General features: G+C 47.3%; 16 protein-coding genes. 4 read left to right on the forward strand and 12 right to left on the reverse strand.

Annotated elements, in window-relative coordinates:
- Nucleotides 1–21 precede the first annotated feature (21 nt).
- Genes GKR61_RS12355 through GKR61_RS12370 form a run of 4 tightly spaced genes read right to left on the reverse strand, consistent with a single transcriptional unit; the run spans nucleotide 22 to nucleotide 6,550 of the window.
- Nucleotides 22–2,337 carry a bifunctional salicylyl-CoA 5-hydroxylase/oxidoreductase gene (locus GKR61_RS12355; protein ID WP_154599650.1) on the reverse strand — a complete coding sequence of 772 codons (2,316 nt, stop codon included), beginning with the start codon at nucleotides 2,335–2,337 and terminating at the stop codon, nucleotides 22–24.
- A gap of 28 nt (nucleotides 2,338–2,365) precedes the next feature.
- A complete protein-coding gene (locus GKR61_RS12360; RefSeq protein ID WP_036955269.1) occupies nucleotides 2,366–2,788 on the reverse strand; it encodes an acyl-CoA thioesterase in 423 nt (140 codons plus the stop codon).
- Nucleotides 2,789–2,798: 10 nt separating this feature from the next.
- Nucleotides 2,799–4,343, reverse strand: a complete 1,545-nt coding sequence (locus GKR61_RS12365; protein WP_230083159.1) for an indolepyruvate oxidoreductase subunit beta family protein — start codon at nucleotides 4,341–4,343, stop codon at nucleotides 2,799–2,801.
- 8 nt (nucleotides 4,344–4,351) lie between these two features.
- A complete protein-coding gene (locus GKR61_RS12370; protein WP_036955520.1) occupies nucleotides 4,352–6,550 on the reverse strand; it encodes a thiamine pyrophosphate-dependent enzyme in 2,199 nt (732 codons plus the stop codon).
- A gap of 716 nt (nucleotides 6,551–7,266) precedes the next feature.
- On the opposite strand from GKR61_RS12370, the gene GKR61_RS12375 reads away from it, so the two are divergent.
- Nucleotides 7,267–8,274, forward strand: coding sequence for an AraC family transcriptional regulator (locus GKR61_RS12375; protein ID WP_036955273.1), 1,008 nt, complete (start codon nucleotides 7,267–7,269; stop codon nucleotides 8,272–8,274).
- A gap of 175 nt (nucleotides 8,275–8,449) precedes the next feature.
- Here GKR61_RS12375 and GKR61_RS12380 read toward each other — a convergent pair whose 3' ends face one another.
- From GKR61_RS12380 to soxR, 7 genes are all read right to left on the reverse strand, one after another.
- A complete protein-coding gene (locus GKR61_RS12380; RefSeq protein ID WP_154599651.1) occupies nucleotides 8,450–9,346 on the reverse strand; it encodes a SphA family protein in 897 nt (298 codons plus the stop codon).
- A gap of 98 nt (nucleotides 9,347–9,444) precedes the next feature.
- Complete coding sequence (locus tag GKR61_RS12385) at nucleotides 9,445–11,058, reverse strand: phytoene desaturase family protein (protein ID WP_154599652.1); 1,614 nt, start codon at nucleotides 11,056–11,058, stop codon at nucleotides 9,445–9,447.
- Between the two features lie 3 nt (nucleotides 11,059–11,061).
- On the reverse strand, nucleotides 11,062–11,844 hold the full coding sequence (locus tag GKR61_RS12390; protein ID WP_036955285.1) for a cyclase family protein: 783 nt from the start codon (nucleotides 11,842–11,844) through the stop codon (nucleotides 11,062–11,064).
- A 14-nt stretch (nucleotides 11,845–11,858) separates the two neighbouring features.
- On the reverse strand, nucleotides 11,859–12,395 hold the full coding sequence (locus GKR61_RS12395; RefSeq protein ID WP_230083160.1) for a flavin reductase family protein: 537 nt from the start codon (nucleotides 12,393–12,395) through the stop codon (nucleotides 11,859–11,861).
- Between the two features lie 11 nt (nucleotides 12,396–12,406).
- Nucleotides 12,407–13,654: a styrene monooxygenase/indole monooxygenase family protein gene (locus GKR61_RS12400; RefSeq protein ID WP_036955290.1), complete on the reverse strand. Its 1,248-nt coding sequence runs from the start codon at nucleotides 13,652–13,654 to the stop codon at nucleotides 12,407–12,409.
- Nucleotides 13,655–13,689: 35 nt separating this feature from the next.
- Complete coding sequence (locus GKR61_RS12405; RefSeq protein ID WP_036955294.1) at nucleotides 13,690–14,475, reverse strand: SDR family oxidoreductase; 786 nt, start codon at nucleotides 14,473–14,475, stop codon at nucleotides 13,690–13,692.
- A 194-nt stretch (nucleotides 14,476–14,669) separates the two neighbouring features.
- Nucleotides 14,670–15,152 (reverse strand): redox-sensitive transcriptional activator SoxR, encoded by a 483-nt coding sequence (gene soxR, locus GKR61_RS12410; protein WP_187128693.1) that lies wholly within the window; start codon nucleotides 15,150–15,152, stop codon nucleotides 14,670–14,672.
- A gap of 102 nt (nucleotides 15,153–15,254) precedes the next feature.
- Between soxR and GKR61_RS12415 the strand changes: the two genes are divergently transcribed.
- From GKR61_RS12415 to GKR61_RS12425, 3 genes are read left to right on the forward strand one after another with little or no spacing between them, the layout of a single operon-like run.
- A complete protein-coding gene (locus tag GKR61_RS12415) occupies nucleotides 15,255–16,352 on the forward strand; it encodes an efflux RND transporter periplasmic adaptor subunit (RefSeq protein WP_154599653.1) in 1,098 nt (365 codons plus the stop codon).
- 10 nt (nucleotides 16,353–16,362) lie between these two features.
- Nucleotides 16,363–19,467: a MexW/MexI family multidrug efflux RND transporter permease subunit gene (locus GKR61_RS12420; RefSeq protein ID WP_132497107.1), complete on the forward strand. Its 3,105-nt coding sequence runs from the start codon at nucleotides 16,363–16,365 to the stop codon at nucleotides 19,465–19,467.
- Nucleotides 19,464–19,670 carry a hypothetical protein gene (locus GKR61_RS12425; RefSeq protein WP_036955304.1) on the forward strand — a complete coding sequence of 69 codons (207 nt, stop codon included), beginning with the start codon at nucleotides 19,464–19,466 and terminating at the stop codon, nucleotides 19,668–19,670. The genes GKR61_RS12420 and GKR61_RS12425 overlap by 4 nt, the downstream gene beginning before the upstream one ends.
- Nucleotides 19,671–19,770: 100 nt before the next feature.
- Here the strand turns inward: GKR61_RS12425 and arnT are convergent, their stop codons facing one another.
- Complete coding sequence (gene arnT / locus GKR61_RS12430) at nucleotides 19,771–21,417, reverse strand: lipid IV(A) 4-amino-4-deoxy-L-arabinosyltransferase (RefSeq protein WP_154639815.1); 1,647 nt, start codon at nucleotides 21,415–21,417, stop codon at nucleotides 19,771–19,773.
- Nucleotides 21,418–21,693: the final 276 nt, after the last annotated feature.

Raw genomic sequence — 21,693 nt, forward strand, 5'->3', positions numbered from 1 at the left:
CCCCCTCTCGCATTTACGCCATTAACGGCTTTTCGATTGTTGGATTAATTGTTGGCGACCATACTCATAAGGTGCTGGCCACGAGACTGAATTCCACCCAAAGCGAGCACACTCATGGAGTAACCAAGCAGGGTCGGCAAGAAGTGGTCGAGAGAGCGCACAAAGATCTGCTCGCCCTGACGCGATAATGCTATTCACTTGATCCGCATCAGTGATCGCACCAACGGCAATTACCGGCACCGATCCTTCATTGCGAATACGATCCGCCATTGGGGTTTGGTACATACGCCCATAAACAGGCTGTTGAAGAGGGGATACTTCGCCAGATGAGCAGTCGATAATATCTGCGCCCGCTTGATGAAGTGCCTGCCCAATTAATACCGCCTCATCGACTGTTGTGCCGCCGTCAACCCAATCTGTCGCAGAGATACGCACAGACAGTGGCTTATCCTCAGACCATACTTTTCTGACCGCGCTCACTACCGCTAGCGGGAAACGCAGACGATTTTCTAAAGACCCACCAAACCCATCGGTACGCTGGTTAGTTAACGGAGAAATAAAGCTTGATAGCAGATAACCATGCCCAGCTTGCAACTCTAACCAATCAAAACCGGCTTGATCCGCGCGTTTTGCTGCCGCCACAAACTGGTCGATAATCTTTGCCATTTGGGCTTCGGTTAGCTCAGTGGGCGTCTGTGAAATTGAAGGTAAATAAGGTAATGGTGATGCGGAAACTAATGGCCAATTACCTTGTTTCATTGGATGGTTTTCTTGCTCCCAACCGCGCTGTGTTGAGCCTCGACGCCCAGCATGTCCTAGTTGGATCCCAATTTTCGCATCCGTTTTTTGGTGTACAAATTGCGTCACATTTTTCCATGCCGCCACTTGCGCATCATTCCAAATTCCCGGGCAGCCTGTCGTGACTCGCGCTTCAGGAGAAATTGCCGTCATTTCCGTCATAATCAGGCTAGCCCCACCTAATGCGCGGCTACCGATATGTACCAGATGGAAATCACTGACTAGCCCATCAGTTGCGCAATACAGCAACGTTGGAGACGCTATCACACGGTTTTTCAGTTCCACATTTCGCAAGCGAAATGGCGTCAACATCGGGGCGACTTTTTGATTAGCCACCTGCGCTGGTAAACCCGATTTTTCGGCAAACCAGTTTTCATAGTGAGTTAACCAGTTACCATCACGCACACGTAAATTTTCATGAGAAATGCGCTGAGAACGAGTTAATAAAGAGTAAGCAAACTGCTCAGGATCGAGGTTTTCATAGCGCTGCACGTTTTCAAACCACTCGGTTGAGTTACGCGCCGCATTCTGGATTTTTAGCACTTCGACACTGCGAACTTTTTGGTAGTGCTCAAGTCCCTTGCGCAAATCTCCTTGAGTCGCTTTCAAGCTTTCGCACAGCTCAATCGCATCTTCTAGAGCCAATTTAGTTCCTGAACCAATAGAGAAGTGGGCGGTATGAGCGGCATCCCCCATCAGCACCACAGGAACCTCCTTGCGGCTTGTTGGTTGTGTCCAGTGCACCCAGTTATCACAAATCACGCGAGGGAATCGAATCCAAATCGCGGCACCACGTAAGTGTGCTGCATTGGCAATCAGTTTTTCACCATCCAGCCATGGGGCAAATAACTTTTCACAGTAAGCAATCCCATCTTCCTGAGACATTTGGTCGATACCTGCTTTCAACCAAGTCTCTTCCGTGGTTTCTACGATAAATGTGGATAACCCTTCTTGAAATTGATACGCGTGAACTTGGAACCAACCGTGTTCATTTTCTGCGAACAAGAAGGTAAATGCGTCGAAAATCTTTTTCGTACCTAGCCAAACAAAACGGCAACGGCGTTGGTCGATATCGGGTTTGAAGATATTTTCATAGCGAGTACGTACTGCGCTATTGATCCCGTCCGATGCAATCACTAGATCCGCATCATATTGGCGTGCAATTTCTTGGTCATCCGCCACTTGGGTTTCAAATACCAATTCCACCCCCACTTCAAGGCAGCGATCTTGCAAGATATTGAGGAGCTTTTTACGCCCAATACCGATGAATCCATGCCCGCCACTGCGGTTACAGCTACCTTTAAAGTGAATGTCGATATCATCCCAATGGCTAAATTCAGCGCTGATCGTTTCTGCTGAGACTGGGTCTGCTTTGCGCAAGTTACTTAATGTGGCATCCGAAAATACCACGCCCCAACCGAAGGTGTCATAAGGGCGGTTACGTTCAACGACCACCACACGGTTGCTTGGGTTTTGCAGTTTCATCAGCAACCCGAAATAAAGCCCAGCGGGACCGCCGCCGATACAAACGATATTCATGGAGTTTCTCCTTTATTACGTTGTGCCATTACACCGGTTGCTGCTGGGTTAAGGCGCTATACAGTGCTTCAGGGATAGGAATAGCCTGATGCGTAATCAATGATGTAGTGACATAGGTTTGCGTCACTTCCATGCGTAACTCGCCATCAAGGCTGGTACAGCGTTGACGTAAAGTCAGTGATTTACCGCCAATGCGTTCGACATGCAGCTCAAGCTGAACGTCATCCCCCATACGGCTAATCGCTTTAAAATCCGCCTCTAAATGCACTGTGGGCAAACCAAAACGTTGATCGAGGATGTACCCTGCAAATCCTTCAGGGAGTAATTCATCAAACCAACGCTCAATGAGATTGTTAAACATCACGAAATATTGTGGGTAAAACACGATCCCAGCAGGATCACATTCTGAAAAACTGATCCGATGGTTTCGAGAAAATGTCAGTAAACTCATGATGCTATCCTTATTCCATCGCCAAACGCTGACGGCATTTTTTCAACTCATTACCATGTTCATCCGCCAGCGCCGCTTCACGTAATTCACGTAAATTTATCGGTGCTAGCTGGCTACCATGACGTTCAACAATTTCCATCAAAACTTGGAAATTGCGCAATCCACGAGCATGGGTGTCGCTATACCCCTTAACCACTCTCTGACATTGCGCAATTTCGGTTGCCAAAGCAGGGTTACTGCTTGCGGCTTGCGCCACAGTGGCTAGCCATTTTTCAATACGATTATTTTCAAGCTGATAACGCAGCGTTGAGCGGCGCCCTCTGCGCCATGCGGCTAGCACGTATAACTGTAAGAATCCCCATAAGGAACTGGTAGTGATTGTTCGTCCCCTTTGCGTCAATTTGCGAACGGCTTTGTGTACCCAATGTGGTTTCATCAACCAATTGCCTAAATTTTTGGGAAGCGTTTCGCAAATCTCTTCGATTCTTGGATGCATAAATTCATTGATGTCGAGCAATTGGTTATCTTTCGCTTGGACTTCACTGCGTACTCGGGCAAAACGGCTATCACGAATTTTTAAGTCCGCAACGCGAATGGTGTCTTCATAGGACATCCATAGCGCTAAGTGGCGTACTAACGCACGCTGTAAACGCGGGTCATCACCGCCTTTTTGCGCAAATAGCCCTTGCAATCGATTGAGGTACGTCTCGGCATATGCAGGGTCTTGATAATCAACCAGCCGACGAACACCTTCGGTCGCAAGGTAGTGAACATGGTCAGGAAACTGACTTTCAATCCGAGAAAGGAGAGCTGCTACATGTTTGTTTTTTGGTGTTTTTTCTACCGCTTTTGCAGATTCTGCTTGATAAGCCTCTTCAGGCTGAGCCGCTTTTTCAGCACCCAATGCAAATGCTCGCAAACTCGGTTTCACGCCAACGCCACCACGAACGATGGTTTCTTCAAATTGTTCACGGCTAAAGGGCAGAACCCCCGAACCAAACAGCGCACCGAACAACACGGCGCTGATCACGCTGCCACTCTCTTGCGCAGCTTGTGCCATATCAAAATGCACAAACTGGCGGGCGGCTTGCCCCGCATGACGGATCAACGCTTGGCTATCCACTCGCCCATCCCCCATTGCCGATTTTTCTGCGATGGAATAAACCCGATGGGTCGAACTAATCAGCGTGGTACGCTCCGCGGTCACAAAACCACGTTGTACTGCACGCCCAGCCTCCATCAGCTCTGAAGCCAACACCACATCCACATCACCGGGCATTGGCATTAACGCTAAAACAGGTGAAGGGGTCTGCGGGTTATCAGCACCAGGGAATAATTCAACATAATAAATTGTTGCCCCTGTACGCTGCGCCACTCCTGGCACAGAAGTAGTTTGCGCAAAATAACCGTTATCTTCGCCAAGATTGACAATCCAGTCAGCGAGAACGCCACCACCTTCTCCGCCCATCGCAAGGATGGCGATTTTGATCGGCTGTAAGGCCATTAGCGATTGAGAGGTCATTAACGGTTGAGAAGTCATTAAAGATTGAGCCATGTGCCCCCCTAGAAACTCAGTTGTTCACGGCGGCGTGCATCACGACGCTGCAAGAAACCAATAAACCAACCGCGAACACGGTGGCGCAATTTGTCCCAGCCATTTGGGTTGGTAATAATCTGAGCTTTAAAGAATGAAGGGCACAGCACTGCGGCATGGGAAACCTCACCGCACAGTCCACAGCCTACGCAGCTATCCATCACTGTCGCGACAGGGTCTGTACGTAAAGGATCTGGGTTAGGTTTGATTGATAACGATGGGCAACCCGATAAACGAATACAGGAGTGGTCTCCCGTGCAAGTGTCTGAATCAACGCCAAAACGTTCACGGACAACTCGCTTGCCTGCTGAAACGTCATCACGAACTTTTTTCTTTTCGCGGCGTTGTTTGTTCAACATACATTCGCTTTGCGCAATTAACACTTTAGGACCGCTTTCTGTCGTCGTCAGTGCCTCACGCAGCGTATTCGTCATGGCTTTTAAATCATAGGTACGCTTGATGGTTTTTACCCAATTAACTCCAACGCCTTTAACTGCTTTTTCAATCTCATGCCCAGTGCTGCGGGTAGAATTTAGCGCCGTTGACGATAAAATATCTTGCCCACCGGTTGCAGAGGTATAACTGTTATCAACAACAATGGTTAAGTTATCGCTACGGTTAAATACACTGTTAGCAATACCGCTGGTTAACCCGTTGTGCCAAAAACCGCCATCGCCCATCACAGAAATCGCTCGTTTGCCCGCTTTGGCATTTAACGCAGCAGCACCCGCGCCACCAAGCCCGTATCCCATCGTCGTGTTACCGAGGTTAAATGGCGGCAGAATAGAGAATAAATGGCAGCCAATATCCGCACTCACATGGTGTTCACCCAGTTCACGCTCAATTAGCTTCATTGCAGTAAAAATGGGACGTTCAGGGCAGCCCGTACAAAATCCAGGTGGGCGTGCATGCACCGTTTCATTCAGAGTCGGTTCCGCCGCATTCACATATTCAGGTAGGTCATCATCGGCTTTGACAGCCGCGACATTAATAGTTGGAATACGAATCTGATTTGCAGCCGCTTTCACTTGTGGCTCAATTTTGCCATAACGTTCGAAAAATGAGCGCAGCCCTGCTAATACCGTTGCGGTGTTATATTCTCCCGCCATCGGCAGCATATCTTTACCGTGTAGCGCCACGTCAATATTGCGTTGACGTAAAATATTTGCCACGTTTTGCTCAACGAAATTCGGTTGCCCTTCTTCTAAAACTAAAATAGCTTTTTTATTGCGACAAAAACGTTCAAATTCGTCATCAATCAACGGGTAAGCCACATTCATGACATACAACGGGATTTTGCTATTACCAAAAACGTCGGCTAGACCAATTTGGTTTAATGCGCGGATCAGCGTGTTGTAGTTACCACCTTGTAAGGCGATCCCCACATCTTCGGCATCTTCCGCAAAAAATTCGTTGAGTTCACGTTCTTGAATAAATTTGATGGCAGCAGGCCAGCGAGCCTCAATTTTTTCTTTTTCATGTAAAAAACTGGCTGGCGGTAACACGATGCGGCTCACGTCGCGAGTTGGGTTCTCTAGCGCGTCTTTGACCGTAAATTTTGGATATTGATTATCAGAGCATGTGAACTGCCCATGAACATGGCAAGAGCGAATACGCATTTGCAGCATAACTGGGGTATTACTGGCTTCGGAAAGATCAAAACCATCTTTAACTGCTTGAACGATGCAAGGTAAATTAGGGCGTGGGTCGAGTAGCCACATTTGGGATTTCATGGCAAATGCGTGGCTACGTTCCTGCATGATGGAGGAGCCTTCGCCGTAATCTTCACCGACGATGATCAACGCACCACCCAGTACACCTCCAGAGGCTAAGTTTGCTAATGCATCTGAAGCCACGTTAGTACCTACGGTTGCTTTGAATGTCACTGCACCACGTAAAGGATAATTAACCGATGCGGCCAGAGTCGCGGCAGCAGTGGCTTCACTGGCGCTATTTTCGAAACGAATACCGTATTCCGATAGGATATCCTGCGCATCTGCCAGCACATCCATTAAATGGGAGATGGGAGCGCCTTGATAGCCTGCCACATAGGAAACCCCTGATTCGAGTAACGCTTTCGTAACGGCAAGTATCCCTTCACCGCTGAAGACTTCGCCTTCACCCTGCCGTAATTTTTGAACTTCTTGAACAAACGAGCGCTCAGCCATTTTAACCTCACCAGTCAACGTCAGCACGTTGTTATCTTTTTTGTGTTTCTTTCTTGTATCTCATTTGTTAATAAATGGTCAATCCATGATTAATCATGCATATTAGATTTTTGCAGAGACTGGATAAGAGGTGCATAGAGCGGACAAAATCATTGTAAAACAATGAAAAAATGTCATAAAAATGGACAATGGATAAGAATCTTCGCCAAAGAAAGCTGTGGCTAACTTTCCTAATGAATCAACGAATAATCCTAATTATCACTTACAAATAGAAGGGTATTAGAGTATTCCTCTAATAAAAAATGAAATGCCACCATAGATAACTTTTTGCTTAATCAATAGGTAGGTGAATATACAAAACAATATGAAAAATCATATATTTATAACTAAAAATTAATAAGAATAACTTTATTTTTTAGTTTGTTATAGAAATCACATTCAGTGAATTCTCTCTATTTTTTTGCAGTATCTGGATAGTTTTTGCACAAATATGGCTAGGTAAGCAAATTCCTTTATGCTATGTTCGAAGCGTAATTGGTTAAAATTTGTTTAATAAAATGTTAATAAAATCAACCTGTGTAATAAGTCGAAGATAATAAAAAAATAACAATGAGATATCGAAATATCCCATAGTGACCCTCGAGGATCCTAGCTTATCGCGACACTCGCTAGGCAACCTATCAAGGTCACAGTGTTTACTTTGGAGGCACCTCCTTATGTTGAGCAATTCATGGCCTTACGCACCTGCACCTCAGATAGAGAACCAACTCTGTTCTTCTGAGCGATTATTATTCAGTTCTGCTGATCCTGAAGAGATTAAATCTATGGTGGGGCGTGTGATGAAGCCTCATCAATTTCAGTTACTTAACCAGCATCAGCGTCTTGATGCTCGCATGCATTACATTCCAATGGGGGATATTTCTCTCAGCCGGCTACGCTATGGGGCAGATGTCGCTATCACCCCTGGACAACTGGAAGATTTTTTTCTGGTGCAAATGCCATTATCAGGTAGTGCAATTATCGAAAGTGGCGGGAAAACTTTAGAATCCACACCACAAATGGCTTCTTTGCTTAGCCCAGAAGAGTCTACGGTGATGCGTTGGAACAGTGACAATGACCAATTTATGCTACGAATTTCTCGTTCTTTATTAGAGCGTACGTTAGTTGGGCAGCTTGGGCATACCTTAGAGAAACCATTAGTTTTTGAATTAGGGTTTGCTTGGCAGTCTTGTATTGCATGGCGTACGTTGATGAATTATTTGGTTGAATGCGCTACACGTACACCTGATTTACTGCAGCATAAACTGATAACCACCCAAGTAGAGCAGTTGGTTTCTGTTACCCTACTTTCCACCCACCAGCATAATTATTTAGAAGATTCGGGTATGCGCCGAGCCACCATTCGCCCGCGTCATGTGCGCCGCGTTCAAGAGTACCTCGAAGCACACGCCCATGAACCGATTACCGTTGAACAACTCGCCCATATTGCTGGCGTCAGTTTGCGCAGCTTATATGCCGGTTTTAAAGAGTTTTTAGATATTAGCCCGATGCAATATTTACGTGATTTGCGTATGGAGCGAGTTAGAGCCGAATTGATGTCAGGGGAAGCCACCAGCGTGACTGGCGTGGCACTACGCTGGGGATTCGCCCACATGGGACGGTTTAGCGCAGAATATAAGCAACGCTATGGAGAGAGCCCAAGCCAAAGTATGAAAAAAGCGTAAATTCATGTAGTAAAACCAGTCTAGATTAAAATGACCGTATGGCTGATTAGCAAGCTGTACGGTCATTTTTTCATATATGGAAGACTCGACTATCACCTGAAAATGAAAATAGGTAATAGGAATTATGTACTTCAATATCAGCAGTCTTTCGGCTGCCAATATTGAAATAAAGGGATTAAAACGGAATAGACGCTTTGAGGTAAATTTGTGAACCTTCAGGACGGTTTTTCACAGAAAAATCCTTCTCCCACTTCGCCGTAAATAGCCAACCTTGTGGGTTTGCATAACGGATTGAAGGACCGACTGCGAAGGCTTGAGCCTTACCTTGCGCTGAGTTTGGACCACTGTCATTGGTGGTTTGCATAAATCCATAACCCCCAACACCCGCGACCCAGCCATTACCAAAGCCCCAGCCTAATGCATAATCGGCGTGGAATGCTTGCCCTGAACGCGTGTCCGTATCATTGTTACGGAAGTTAAAGTCATACATCATTTTTAAATCCGCATTCACCCCGACAAGAGGAATGTAGCTGATTGCCCACACCGGCTGTAATACCCAGTAATTTTTCCCTAAACTTGATGGGTCGGTTTTACTGTATTTTCCGGTTGGCGCGTAAGCATCCAGCCCTAAGACATAATGCAAGTCAGCGGAAGGATGGAAACCGAGTGCGGGACCAAAAGTAATATCCCCGAGTCCACGACTGGTTTCTTTATTCCCCGCAGCCTTCGCCGTCACATCCAACAAAGGAAGGATGGTATGAAACGCTAAATCGCCACCAAACACTTTTTGGTCAGTTACCCAGATAAAACGTGGTGCGAGTACGTTCACATTCACACTAAACCCGGGGATTGGAATTTTATCGCCTTTGTTGTCGCGAACACTGTCATAGTGGGCATTTCCACCATAGACCAACACATGGACACCTTGCGGTGGCAGTGCGCCAGACATAAAGTTTTCTAGCCCATCAGGGTAGATCCCAAGACCGCCCCCTTCTGTTGCGACAGCACCAAATGACAGTGCACCCAAGCACGAGCCGACGAGCAGCTTATTCACCATTTCTTTATTCATCATTTACCTGCCGCTGTAGTGGTTTTATGATATTTTTTATATGTTTACTTGTATGTTTGCTGTGTTTGTCTTGCCTTGAATTGATTCAGACCCATTCTCTATTACCGCGTTTTCTTCGCTGCTAATTTCTCAGCAACTAAATACCCAGAGCCCCCGCCAAGACCGGGACCCGGATGGGTTGATGCCCCAATATGGAACAGATTTTTGACTGCTGTTTGATGCGCTTTGGTCTGCCCTGAAGCGGCAAACGGTCGCAACCAAAAGAATTGATCTGGCGAACAGGTTCCTGAGTAAGGATCCCCCCCCACCAGATTGCAGTTATAACGCTCAAGATCGGCTGGGGAAATTGCTTTACGACCGACTATCAAATCAGACACCCCCGGCATCACCATTTCCAAACGCTGCTGAATGCGATCGGCAACTGCTTCACGCACCGCATCATTCCAACGGCCATCTTCAGGGATCGCAATTTCTCCCGCTGCATCCCCTTTAAGATAGCGAGGCAGTTCCTGCATTTGTATCCACAAGATCCACCCGCCTTCAGGGGCACGACTTGGGTCTAATGTGGTCGGTTGACCGATCCCAAACGTCGGGCGATCAGGTAGATAGCCATTATTGGCTTGCGTGACAGATAAGCACACTTGTTCCATGCTCTCTGTGAAATGAACCAACGGCACATTCAGTAATTCAGGGTTGCACCATGGCGGCGGCGCGCTTAGCGCAAAATGGATTTGCATCCCACCGCGACCATAACGATAACCTTTCGCCCGCTGCTTCACTTGTGGTGAAACCTCATCAAGCAAGCCGCCATATAACTGGGTTGGCGTTACGTTGCACACCACACTTTCACTCGCAGGGATAAACTGCCCATTCACACGAACCCCTGTGGCACGGCTATTTTTACCGCTGCCTTGTGTAATGATCTTCTCCACATGGGCGTTGGTACGTAACTCACCACCATGTTGCTCAATCACTTTGGCAAACGCATCGACAATCCGATAGCTGCCACCTTTGACAACGGGCATGCCACCCGCCACAACCGCGGCAAACGTCAGTTTACCAATCAGCGCCGAGCTGGCTTCATCAGGCCCTAACCCCGTATGCAGCACCCACGGCGCCATCAACGCACGGCTAAAATCATGCTGTAATTCCCGCTCAGACCAGCGACGAAAACTTTCCACGCCAGATTTAGCGAAATCCAGCAAGCCATCAACCCCGCGTTTGCGCCACTCGGAAAACAGCAACTTGAACATGCCGCCGCTGTAGGGATTTTGCCCTAATAGACCAAATGTCAGTGCGGCATCTTCGCTAAACAGTTTTTCTGCCATTTGGCGAAACACTAAGCCATCTCCGGGAGCGATAGCATCTAGCTGCTTAGCAGCCTGCGCAATATCTCGCTTTAATGCCACAGATTTGCCATCAGGCTGCACCAATCCAGTGGAATAGTCGCATTGCGCGAATTCCAACCCCTGTTGTTGAAGCAATGGCGCTAACTCTTGGTAGCCTGGGCTACCAACGAACAGTGAATACCAGCATGAAAGTAAGTCGTGAGTGTAGCCTTCAAATAACGCTTCGGTACGAATACAGCCGCCAAGGCGGTCGTTACGTTCTAGAACCAAAACCGATTTCCCACGCACCGCCAATAAGGCGGCGCACATCAGCGAATTCATCCCGCTGCCGACGACGATCACTTGGGGATTGGATAAGGTCGCCATACCTCACCCCACCAGCGCAAGCACGCGTAATGGGCTACCCGAACCGCCTTCAATTTTCAACGGCGCAGCGACGATCACCACTCCAGTAGCCGGTAGTTGGTCGAGGTTTTTCAAGCATTGCAGACCGTATTTATTGTTGCCGTGCATTAGCGTGTGGCACGGGTATGGCACAGGCCAGCTGTAAGATTGCCCCGCATCCGTATTGATAGTTTCAACCCCAAAACCTTTGACATCACGCTGGTGGATAAGCCATTCAACCGCTTCTTGAGAAGGACCCGGTGTGTGAGCACCATCTTCGCGCATATTCACATACGCTTCTGGGTTATCGGACTTTTTCGACCAATCTGTACGCAGTAAAACCCATGCCGCTTTTGGAATTTTGCCGTGTTTCTCTTCCCATTTTTGTAGAAAATCCACAGTTAAAACCCAATCGGGGTTTTGCGCGACTTCTTTACTTGCATCAACCACTACCGCTGGGGCAATAAAGTGGTGTAGCGGGATGGTATCAACGGTGTTTTTTGGCTGATCTTTACCACTGATCCAATGAATGGGAGCATCAAAGTGGGTGCCGGTGTGTTCACCGCAGCTAAAATTGTTCCAATACCAAGCGGGACCATTCTCATCATAACGGGAAATTTGCTCCATTTTGAATGACCACACTTGCCCAAACTCAGCGGGCAGTTGCAATGCCGGAAATGAAGGCGATAAGGTTTGTGTCAGGTCGATAATCTGAATATTGCCTTTTTGTAACTCGCTGGCAAATGACATCAAAGTTTGCTGTTCCATACTATCTCCTGCGCCTATTGCGCTTCATGTAGAGCGGTAAATGTGCCGCCGTGGAAAACTAAAGGCTTGCCTGTTTCACTGCCGATACGGCGTACATGCCCCACCATCAATAAGTGATCGCCAATATGATCTTGCTTGTGGTTTTCACACACTAAGGTGGCGATCGCGCCGTGTAAGGCGGGGATCCCTTCTGGCGTGATGTGTACGGCTACATCTTCGAATTTGTTTTCGATTCGAGGATTAGCAAAACGCATCGCTAACTCTTGGTGATCTTTGCCTAAGATATTGATCGTGAAATGTTGGCAATCACGAAATACCGCGAGATTGGGCGAATGGTTAACTAAACTCCATAGCACCAAAGGCGGGTCGAGCGACAGTGACGCAAATGAGTTGATGGTCAATCCAACGTCATGTCCATCAGGGGTGCGAGTGGTCACAACCGCTACCCCTGTGGGGTAGCAGCCTAGTAAATTGCGTAAGGTTTTCGATTCAAACTCGGTATGACCCCATTCGCTTTCGCACATAAGCGTGTCCTCTGCAATCATCGACATACTGATTTCTCCTACGAAGCGCGAACTTCTTCTTGCATCAGCGATTGAATATAGGCATCGCAGGCATGGGCATCATGCCACCATGGTGCAAGAACTGGCGGATAGTTAAAGGCGTTCGCGATGGTGTGCGCTAAGGTTGGCAGTTGTTGCGCTGCGCCTAATGCATTAAGAACATGCGGCTGTGGCGGCGCCAATAGAGCATTCGTCCACTCCACCACATGGCGACCGTATTTCCAGAATTGCTCAAACGTGTCGTTCATCCACTCCGCCGTATACGGCTTGTCACCACGGGCTAAAATAGCGTCGTAGTAGACTTTGCTGGCTTTCGTGGCGTTATTCGATCCTTGTCCAGTCAGTGGATCGTTGGTCACTAATGCATCCCCTAAACCAAAGACAATTTTGCCTGATGGCAGCGTGAGAACTGGCTTACGGACTGTTGGGGCAAAGCGCCCTGCCAGAATGCCATTTTCGTCAGTTAACTCCACATGGCGGCAGCGCTCTGCTTCCCACGGTAAATAGGTATCGATGATTTTTTTGCTGTAGGCCAAATGTTCTTGTGGTGTACGTGCTTCTCCCCACTGATCCATCGGCCCACCCGGTACACCTTCAAAAACCATGATGTGGCAGTCGCCGCTATTGGTTAGAGATGGGAACACAAAGTACTCCCCCACACCCGGTATTAGGTTGAAGGAGACTTGTGAAAATTCAGGGGTTGGCAGCATGCCGTGAACGTACGTGAGCGCTAATGCACGCTGAGGTTTATCATACGGAGAACGAATAGGGTCACGTTCTAGCAGCTTAACGATTTCCCCTTTTCCTCCCGCTAAAATCACTAAATCGTGAGTTTCAGCGAGTTTTTCTAACTCTGCTATGCCCACATCTTCAATCATCAAATTGCCACCACGAGCGGCAAATAACTCCAGCCAATAAGGCATTTTGATACGCTGATCAACGGCTTGAGCATAATTATCGATACGTGAGCGCCAGCTAATGGCTTTTTCACCTGCCTTTTCAGGATGCGGGACAGTAAAACCAATACCTTCTACTGGCGGACATTTGTCTTCCCAGAAGTTGATCCCTAAATCGCGCTCAAATTGCAGCGAAATATCGAACATACATTGGCTGGACATCACGCGACCATTTTTCACATCATCTGGAGTACGATTGGTGGCAACCGTCACGTCATAACCTTTGTCCAGCAGCCCTAATGCCAATGGCATACCCGCCTGACCACCACCTACGATTGCAATACGACGCATAGTGAATTCCTCGATAAAATTAAAATCAGGGTGTCTTATTCAGCAAGACGGGGAATGGCGGGTTTCGCCTGTTCAGGTCCCATGGCGGAGTATCCACCATCGACCGCGTAATCTGCGCCAGTGACAAAACTCGCTAGCTCAGACAGTAGGAATGCCACAACTTGAGCCACCTCTTCAGGGTCGCCAACACGTTGTAAAAGATGATAATCCGCCGCGACACGGTCGGTTTTTTGGCGATCGCCACCCGTCAATTCGTCCATCACCCGAGACCATGTCCAACCGGGGGAAACAGAATTGACGCGAATACCGTCGGGGGCATAATCCATCGCTTGGCTACGCGTCACTTCTAGCATGGCGGCTTTCGATGCGGGATAGAGCCAGCGACCTGTTTGCGCCACCGAAGAGGAGATACTGGTGAAGTTTACAATTGCACCTTTGCCCGCTTTGGCTAGATGGGGCTTGGCAAATTGCGCTGCCATCACAGCGCTCACCACATTGATATTTAATGCCGTTAGCCAGTCTTGACGTGAAGAGGCTTGACCGTCATCCAGATAGGTGGCGGCCAGATTAACCAAAAAATCGAGTTGACCATATTTTTGCGCAACGCGGTCAATACCTTGCTTTAACTGTTGGTCATCAGTGATATCTACGGGTAGAAAATCAATGTTGGGCTCCGATTGCGCCACAATTTCCCCATTGGTTTTGTCGATATCAAAAATGGTGACTTTGACCCCATAGGAACATAAGATTTTTGCCACGGTTGCGCCGATTTTGGTTGCACCACCCGTCACGATGGCAATTTTATTATTCAGACCTTTCATCACTGTGCCCTCTTTGCTCTCATTCGTTCACAAAAAATTAACATGACGAATCATTACGTAAAAAAGGCAAAAGCCTGTAGCCCATATGCGCAAAGATTATCCACACAGCGCGGCTATTTATTTAATAACATGATGATAATACAGAACAAATAGCCACATCTTGCCGTGGCTATCCAGATAGTGAAAAGTGTGATTTAAGGACGTTCGAGGATTTGGGCGCCCGAACCCTGATGACCTAAGATATCTTCAGGGTTGCGCAATGGGCAATCTTTGAGAGACAAACAACCACAACCAATACAGTGATCCAACTCATTGCGCAATCGAGTTAACTGTTTGATTCGTCTATCTAATGAACTTTTCCATTCCGTTGACATCCCTTTCCACTCTTCCGCGGTCAACTTGCTGTTTGCCGGAAACTGCCCCAGTGCATCTTGGATCTCTTTAAGGGGAATACCTGTGCTTTGTGCCACTTTGATAATGGCAATGTAGCGTAAAACCACAGGTGGAAAACGCCGTTGATTCCCTTGTGTTCGGGTACTTTGAATCAGCCCTTTCGCCTCATAGAAATGTACGGTAGAAACCGGAACGCCTGCGCGCTTAGCCACTTCTCCTACCGTCAGTGCCCGTGAAAAATCCACCTTTTCAGCGGCAATTTTTCGCGTTTTTATCGTATTCATGGTTTTACCCACCATTTCTTCTTCCCCCCCTATTGACCTCAACTTAACTTAAGGTTTTATAGTGCCAGCCTCTTTAATTGTCAATTTAAGATGCCAATGATAATGAATAAAAAAACGCTAACTTTGCTATGTGCAGGGCTTCTCTCCGTAGGTGGAGGAGCCGCCATTTACTCGACTTACGCCAGCTCAGACGATAAGCCACAAGCGGCTTATCAGCATCCTCCAGTGAAAGTGGCTCTTGCTCCCGTCACCTTGGCTAATGCTCCACGCACTTTTTACGGTGTGGGGGAATTAGAAGCGGGTAGTCAGGTGTTTGTAGCCGCAGAAACCAGTGGGCGCATCACCAAAATTGGTTTTGAATCCGGTCAACAGGTCAAAAAAGGGCAATTATTAGTGCAGCTCAATGATGCGGTGGAACGTGCAGATTTAGCTCGCTATCAAGCACAATACCGCAATGCTGCCCGCCTATATGACAGAACCCGTTCTCTGTCTGCGCAACATTTAGTGGCAGAAGCGCAGGTGGATAGCACCCGTGCCGAGCGCGATATGGCACAAGGGCTGATTCAGCAGACCCAAGCACTGATTGCGCAAAAAGCCATTCATGCCCCATTCGATGGCACGATTGGTATTCGCCAAGTCCATGAAGGGCAATACCTTAGTCCTGGTGAAGCGATAGCCAGCCTTGTGGATACCCAAACGTTGAAGCTGAATTTCTCATTGGATGAGCAAGCCTCCCCGGAATTGCATCAAGGACAAGTGGTGGATATCACCGTCGATGCTTACCCCGAAACCCCATTCCCCGCCAAAGTGACGGCGATTGATCCGTTGATTGGCAAATCCCGAACAATTGCGTTGCAAGCTACGCTCGATAACAGCAATGGCAAGCTAAAAGCGGGTATGTACGCCAATGTCACTGTGGTGCGACAAGCAAACAATGCAGTGCTGACCATTCCTGAAACAGCGGTCACTTACACCGCTTATGGGGATACGGTATTTATCGCTGAAGGTACAGGGGACACCATGACGGTCAAACGCGTTTCCGTGAAAACGGGGCAGCGTTTTGATGGCAATATCGAAATTGAGCACGGACTTGCCGAGGGCGACCAAGTGGTCAGTTCTGGTCAGCTACGTCTGAATAATGGCTCTGCCATTACCCCTATCGCTCAAAATACATTATCTGAAACTCCGCAAGGTTCCTAAGGACGGTGCTATGAAATTTACGGACCTGTTTGTGCGCCGACCGGTATTGGCTTTAGTCGTCAGTGCCTTGATTGTATTGATCGGGCTGTTTGCGCTGAGTAAATTACCCATTCGCCAATATCCTCAATTAGAAAGTTCAACCATCACAATTACCACGCAATATCCGGGCGCATCGGCAAAATTAATGCAGGGGTTTGTGACTCAGCCGATTGCCCAAGCGGTCTCTTCCGTTGAAGGGGTTGATTACCTATCCTCATCATCCGTTCAAGGCAGCAGCCTTGTGACGGTGCGCATGGAGCTAAACCGCGATTCAACCCAAGCTCTCACCCAAGTGATGGCGAAGGTGAACCAAGTACGTTATAAGTTACCGAAAGAGGCCTATGACCCTGTGATTGAGCTCTCTTCAGGAGAGTCCACTGCCGTCGCTTATATTGGTTTTTCCAGTACCGAACTTTCGATTCCCGCACTAACCGATTACCTTTCCCGCGTGGTAGAACCAATGTATTCCGCCATTGATGGCGTAGCGAAAGTGCAGGTATTTGGCGGGCAACAACTGGCGATGCGTTTATGGCTGGATGCGGATAAGCTCGCTGGTCGCGGCATTTCAGCGGCTGAGGTCGCCCAAGCGGTGCGCCAAAATAACTATCAAGCAGCTCCCGGTAAGGTGAAAGGTGAGTTTGTCATTTCTAACGTGTATGTGAACACCGATTTAACCAATGTGGATGAATTTCGCGATTTGGTGATCCGCAATGATGGTAACGGATTGGTGCGCTTAAAGGATGTGGGTACCATTGAGCTGGGGGCTGCATCTACAGAAACCAGTGGCTTAATGAATGGGGAACCTGCCATTTACTTAGGTTTGTTTGCCACGCCAACCGGTAACCCGCTGGTGATTGTAGATGGCATGAATAAGTTAATGCCAGATATCATCAAAACCCTGCCGCCGGGGGTAAAAGTGGAAATGGCCTTTGAAACTTCACGGTTTATTAAAGCCTCCATCGACCAAGTGATCCACACCCTTGTTGAAGCCCTACTGATTGTTATCGCCGTGATTTATCTGTGCCTTGGTTCGATTCGCAGCGTAATTATACCTATTCTTGCCATCCCGCTGTCCATGCTGGGTGCAGCGGCATTGATGATGGCGTTCGGCTTTAGTATTAACTTGCTGACCTTACTGGCGATGGTACTGGCGATTGGGTTGGTGGTGGATGATGCCATTGTGGTGGTGGAAAACGTGCATCGCCATATTGAGGAAGGGAAATCCCCTGTTCTGGCAGCCTTGATCGGCGCTCGTGAGGTCGCAGGTCCCGTTATCGCGATGACCATTACCCTCGCTGCGGTGTATGCACCAATTGGCTTAATGTCTGGATTAACAGGGGCATTATTTAAAGAGTTTGCGCTTACATTGGCGGGTGCGGTGATTGTATCTGGCATCGTGGCATTAACCCTTTCTCCAGTGATGAGTTCGTTTATGTTGAACTCAAAACAGAATGAAGGGCGTATGGCGCGAATGGCAGAAACCTTCTTCGAGACCCTTGCCCATTACTATACGGCGGTGCTGAATTTCTCATTGAAAAACCGCTGGATCACCGGAATTTTAGCTGTCGGTGTCGTGATCAGCCTGCCAATGTTGTATCAATCCGCACCGCGGGAGCTGGCACCTGTTGAAGACCAGTCGAGCGTCTTAACGGCAATTAAATCTCCGCAGCATGCCAACCTTGAGTATGTGGAGCGTTTCTCCCGTAAATTACACGATGTGTTTATGGAGCTACCCGAAACGGAAAGTACGTGGATTATTAACGGTACCGATGGCCCATCAGCCAGTTTCGGAGGCACAAATTTAACGTCTTGGGAGCAACGAGAGCGCCCTGCGTCGGCGATCCAATCAGACTTACAAAATCGTGTTGGTGATGTCGAAGGTAACAGTATCTTTGTGTTCCAGTTACCTGCATTACCCGGCTCTACGGGCGGCTTGCCTATTCAAATGGTGCTAAAAAGCCCCCAAGATTATCCAGTACTGTATCGCACCATGGAAGAGATTAAACAGCAAGCGCGTGAAAGTGGCCTGTTTATGGTGGTAGATAGCGACCTCGACTATAACAACCCTGTGGTTGAGGTTCGCATTAATCGCTCGAAAGCCAACAGTTTAGGCATTCGTATGCAGGATATTGGAGAGTCCCTAACGTTGCTGGTGGGTGAGAATTATATCAACCGCTTTGGCATGGATGGACGCTCTTATGATGTGATACCGCAAAGCCTACGCAGCCAGCGACTGACGCCTGAAGCGTTATCCCGCCATTATGTTAAGTCCGAAGATGGCAGCATGATCCCGCTGTCGACGGTGGTGGATATTTCAACGCAAGTAGAGCCGAATAAATTGTCTCAGTTTAATCAGCAAAATGCCGCCATTTTCCAAGCGATCCCTGCACCGGGCGTTACCATAGGGCAAGCGGTGGCGTATCTCGATGAGATAGCCAGTGAGCTGCCAGCTGGTTTTAGCCATGATTGGCAATCTGATTCGCGCCAATATAAACAAGAAGGAAACACCCTCGCCTTCGCGTTTATGGCGGCGCTGCTCATTATCTATTTAGTGCTCGCGGCTCAGTATGAAAGTTTAGTAGATCCGTTGATTATCTTAATTACCGTTCCGCTTTCTATCTGTGGTGCCTTGATTCCGCTGGCATTGGGTTATGCCACCCTCAATATTTATACCCAAATTGGCTTAGTTACCTTGATCGGGCTAATCAGTAAGCACGGGATCTTGATGGTGGAGTTTGCCAATGAGCTGCAAGCTAACGAAGGGTTAGATAAACGCCATGCCATTTTAAAAGCAGCACAAATCCGTTTACGCCCAATTTTGATGACGACGGCAGCAATGGTTATCGGTTTAGTTCCTCTTCTGTTCGCGACTGGCGCTGGAGCAAATAGCCGCTTTGGGCTGGGTTTGGTGATTGTCACAGGCATGTTGGTGGGGACGCTATTTACCCTGTTTGTGTTGCCAACTATCTATTCCGTGCTTGCACGTAATCACAGCGCAACAGCGTTAACCCCAAGACGTTATGAGCTGGCTGAAGCTAACCGTTTAATTAAACACTCTGAGGAGACGGCACCATGAATTTATCATCGTTAAACCATCTTTCACTTGTTCCCGCTCGCAAGGAAAAGCGAAGCGTTCATGATAAACGGTCAGTTCATGACAGCAAATCAGCAGGTTCAGTGGCTAATCCTATGAGCAACAGTGTGGCAATGATGATGATTTATCATCCTTATCCGGTATGGAAAACGCGCTCCGACGCAACTAACCGATGGCGTAAATAGTGTTTTCAGCGATGTTTGAATTAATACTCTAATCAACAGAAAAAAGAGCCACATACTTTCGTAGTGCGGCTCTTCTTCAAGCTATTATCAGGCTGTTAATTTACTGACCTTCATAGAAAGCCATCACTAACTTACCTTCTTTAATAATGATTGGCGTACCCGGTAAAGCATCAATGACTTCATTTTGCGAAGCATCAACCACCACCGCAACGTTGCGGTTATTTTGGCTCGCCAACAAGCTTGGTAGCTGCTCTAAACGGTAAAAACGATTTTCCGCATCTGGGTAATTCAGCCCGTAGCCTAGCTCACCCGTTTGATACAGCATGGTAATGTCATCGCGTTTGAGTACCCAAGCCAATGCAGTGCCTAATCCCACATTGTTGGTTAAAAGTACCGCGCGGTTTTGTAGCTGATCTTGGTATTTTGTTAACACGCCTTGCGGGGTGTTATTGCTCTCAATATATTTAGGGATCACATGCCCTATACTGAGGCTGAGTACTAACGTACAGGCGGCTGCCCATGACCAGAATTTGCGGTTAAATGACACTACACCCATCACAGCCCAAAACAGAAATGCCCCTGCGGCAATCCACATTTTGTAGCTTTCATCCCCTTGATATAAATTCATTTTAGGGAAATAAGGTGATGCAATAAATGCCCCTGCCGCCGCGATACCCAACGTGATGTTTATCAGTGCATTCAGGCGAATGGTAGCCACTTTATTCTGAGTTAAAACCTGCTGCAAATAGGATGCCATCAAAATCGCGATGGGTGCGATGCACGGCAGAATATAGGTGAGAAGCTTCCCTTTTGTCACACTAAAAAACAGGAAAGGTAGCGCCGCCCACAATAAGAAATAGAGGTTCATGCCTCTCGCGCGAACTGCGTGTGCAATGGATGAGAAGAGGTAACCTAACCACGGAAGCACCGCCGCCAACAAAATCGGCATATAGAACCAGAACGGAGATTTGTTTTGTGCGTTATCCGCCATAAAACGCTGAATATGCTCAACCCAGAAAAAGTAGCTCCAATAATCTGGCTCTAGGCTTGCAATAGTAAGCGCCCACGGTAAGCAAACTAATACGGCAACAAGAATCGAAATTAATGCGTACAGGCAGACGTCTTTGAACTTTTTAAAGTAAATTGCGCTAACGGAACACACTAAAACGGGAAGCACTAAAACTAAAAAGCCTTTTGTCATAACGCCTAAACCGCATGCCACGCCAATCAGAATATAGGCATACAATTTATGAGCGCGTTGTGTCGTGGTTATCCCCCATTGGAAAAAGAAGATAATCATCGTAATAAAGGCGGTCACAATTGGGTCAAGGATGTTATAAGTCCCAATGGTCAAAATCATAAACATGGAAAGATAAATAAGCACCGCATTAAACGCGAGATCTTTATTTTTCCATGCCATCTTTGCACTAAGATAAACAAATAACCCGCTGATAAGGGTGCTAAACACCACACCTAACCGAACCGAGACATTGTTTTCACCAAATAACATTTGGAAGAAAGAACCGACCCAATAACCAAAAATCAGCTTTTCAAAATAGCGGATACCAAGCAGCTCAGGCACGCTCCAATGGCTACTTAATATCAGCTCACGGCTGATTTCTGCATAGCGTAGCTCATCGGGCTGCCATAGCATGCGCCCATTGAGAGGAAGAAAATAGGTTATGAGTACAAAACCGAATAATAGGCACCACTTAAAGTAGGCAACTTTATTATTTGCCATCATCATTTAATCTCAACCATTATTGTCATAAATATTTAATAATTATTATTTGCGCCGAAGCTTCAGGCACTTTTGATTAATAAAATCAGGGTTCTATTATCATTAGTTCGACTAAACCCAGTATAAACCAATAAACATTTTCGTATTTCATACATCCATATGAGATAAACAATCAATAAATGAATCTTTTATTTCAACATTAAGATAACAGGATGAGCTGCTTGTTAAGACTCGATTAAAAAACAATAGTTCAGCGATTTCCATTTATTTTTAACAGAATGA

The sequence above is a fragment of the Providencia sp. wls1916 genome (genome assembly GCF_009706585.1).
In the GTDB taxonomy this organism is placed as follows: domain Bacteria; phylum Pseudomonadota; class Gammaproteobacteria; order Enterobacterales; family Enterobacteriaceae; genus Providencia; species Providencia lanzhouensis.

Excerpts from the sequence above, each read along its gene's own strand:
- GKR61_RS12355 (WP_154599650.1), bottom strand. The coding sequence starts at position 2,337 with ATGAATATCGTTTGTATCGGCGGCGGTCCCGCTGGGCTTTATTTCGGG.
- GKR61_RS12400 (WP_036955290.1), bottom strand. The coding sequence starts at position 13,654 with ATGCGTCGTATTGCAATCGTAGGTGGTGGTCAGGCGGGTATGCCATTG.
- GKR61_RS12375 (WP_036955273.1), top strand. The coding sequence starts at position 7,267 with ATGTTGAGCAATTCATGGCCTTACGCACCTGCACCTCAGATAGAGAAC.
- GKR61_RS12370 (WP_036955520.1), bottom strand. The coding sequence starts at position 6,550 with ATGGCTGAGCGCTCGTTTGTTCAAGAAGTTCAAAAATTACGGCAGGGT.
- GKR61_RS12425 (WP_036955304.1), top strand. The coding sequence starts at position 19,464 with ATGAATTTATCATCGTTAAACCATCTTTCACTTGTTCCCGCTCGCAAG.
- GKR61_RS12405 (WP_036955294.1), bottom strand. The coding sequence starts at position 14,475 with ATGAAAGGTCTGAATAATAAAATTGCCATCGTGACGGGTGGTGCAACC.
- GKR61_RS12420 (WP_132497107.1), top strand. The coding sequence starts at position 16,363 with ATGAAATTTACGGACCTGTTTGTGCGCCGACCGGTATTGGCTTTAGTC.
- GKR61_RS12360 (WP_036955269.1), bottom strand. The coding sequence starts at position 2,788 with ATGAGTTTACTGACATTTTCTCGAAACCATCGGATCAGTTTTTCAGAA.
- GKR61_RS12365 (WP_230083159.1), bottom strand. The coding sequence starts at position 4,343 with ATGGCTCAATCTTTAATGACTTCTCAACCGTTAATGACCTCTCAATCG.
- soxR (WP_187128693.1), bottom strand. The coding sequence starts at position 15,152 with ATGAATACGATAAAAACGCGAAAAATTGCCGCTGAAAAGGTGGATTTT.
- GKR61_RS12380 (WP_154599651.1), bottom strand. The coding sequence starts at position 9,346 with ATGATGAATAAAGAAATGGTGAATAAGCTGCTCGTCGGCTCGTGCTTG.
- GKR61_RS12385 (WP_154599652.1), bottom strand. The coding sequence starts at position 11,058 with ATGGCGACCTTATCCAATCCCCAAGTGATCGTCGTCGGCAGCGGGATG.
- GKR61_RS12415 (WP_154599653.1), top strand. The coding sequence starts at position 15,255 with ATGAATAAAAAAACGCTAACTTTGCTATGTGCAGGGCTTCTCTCCGTA.
- GKR61_RS12390 (WP_036955285.1), bottom strand. The coding sequence starts at position 11,844 with ATGGAACAGCAAACTTTGATGTCATTTGCCAGCGAGTTACAAAAAGGC.
- GKR61_RS12395 (WP_230083160.1), bottom strand. The coding sequence starts at position 12,395 with ATGTCGATGATTGCAGAGGACACGCTTATGTGCGAAAGCGAATGGGGT.
- arnT (WP_154639815.1), bottom strand. The coding sequence starts at position 21,417 with ATGATGATGGCAAATAATAAAGTTGCCTACTTTAAGTGGTGCCTATTA.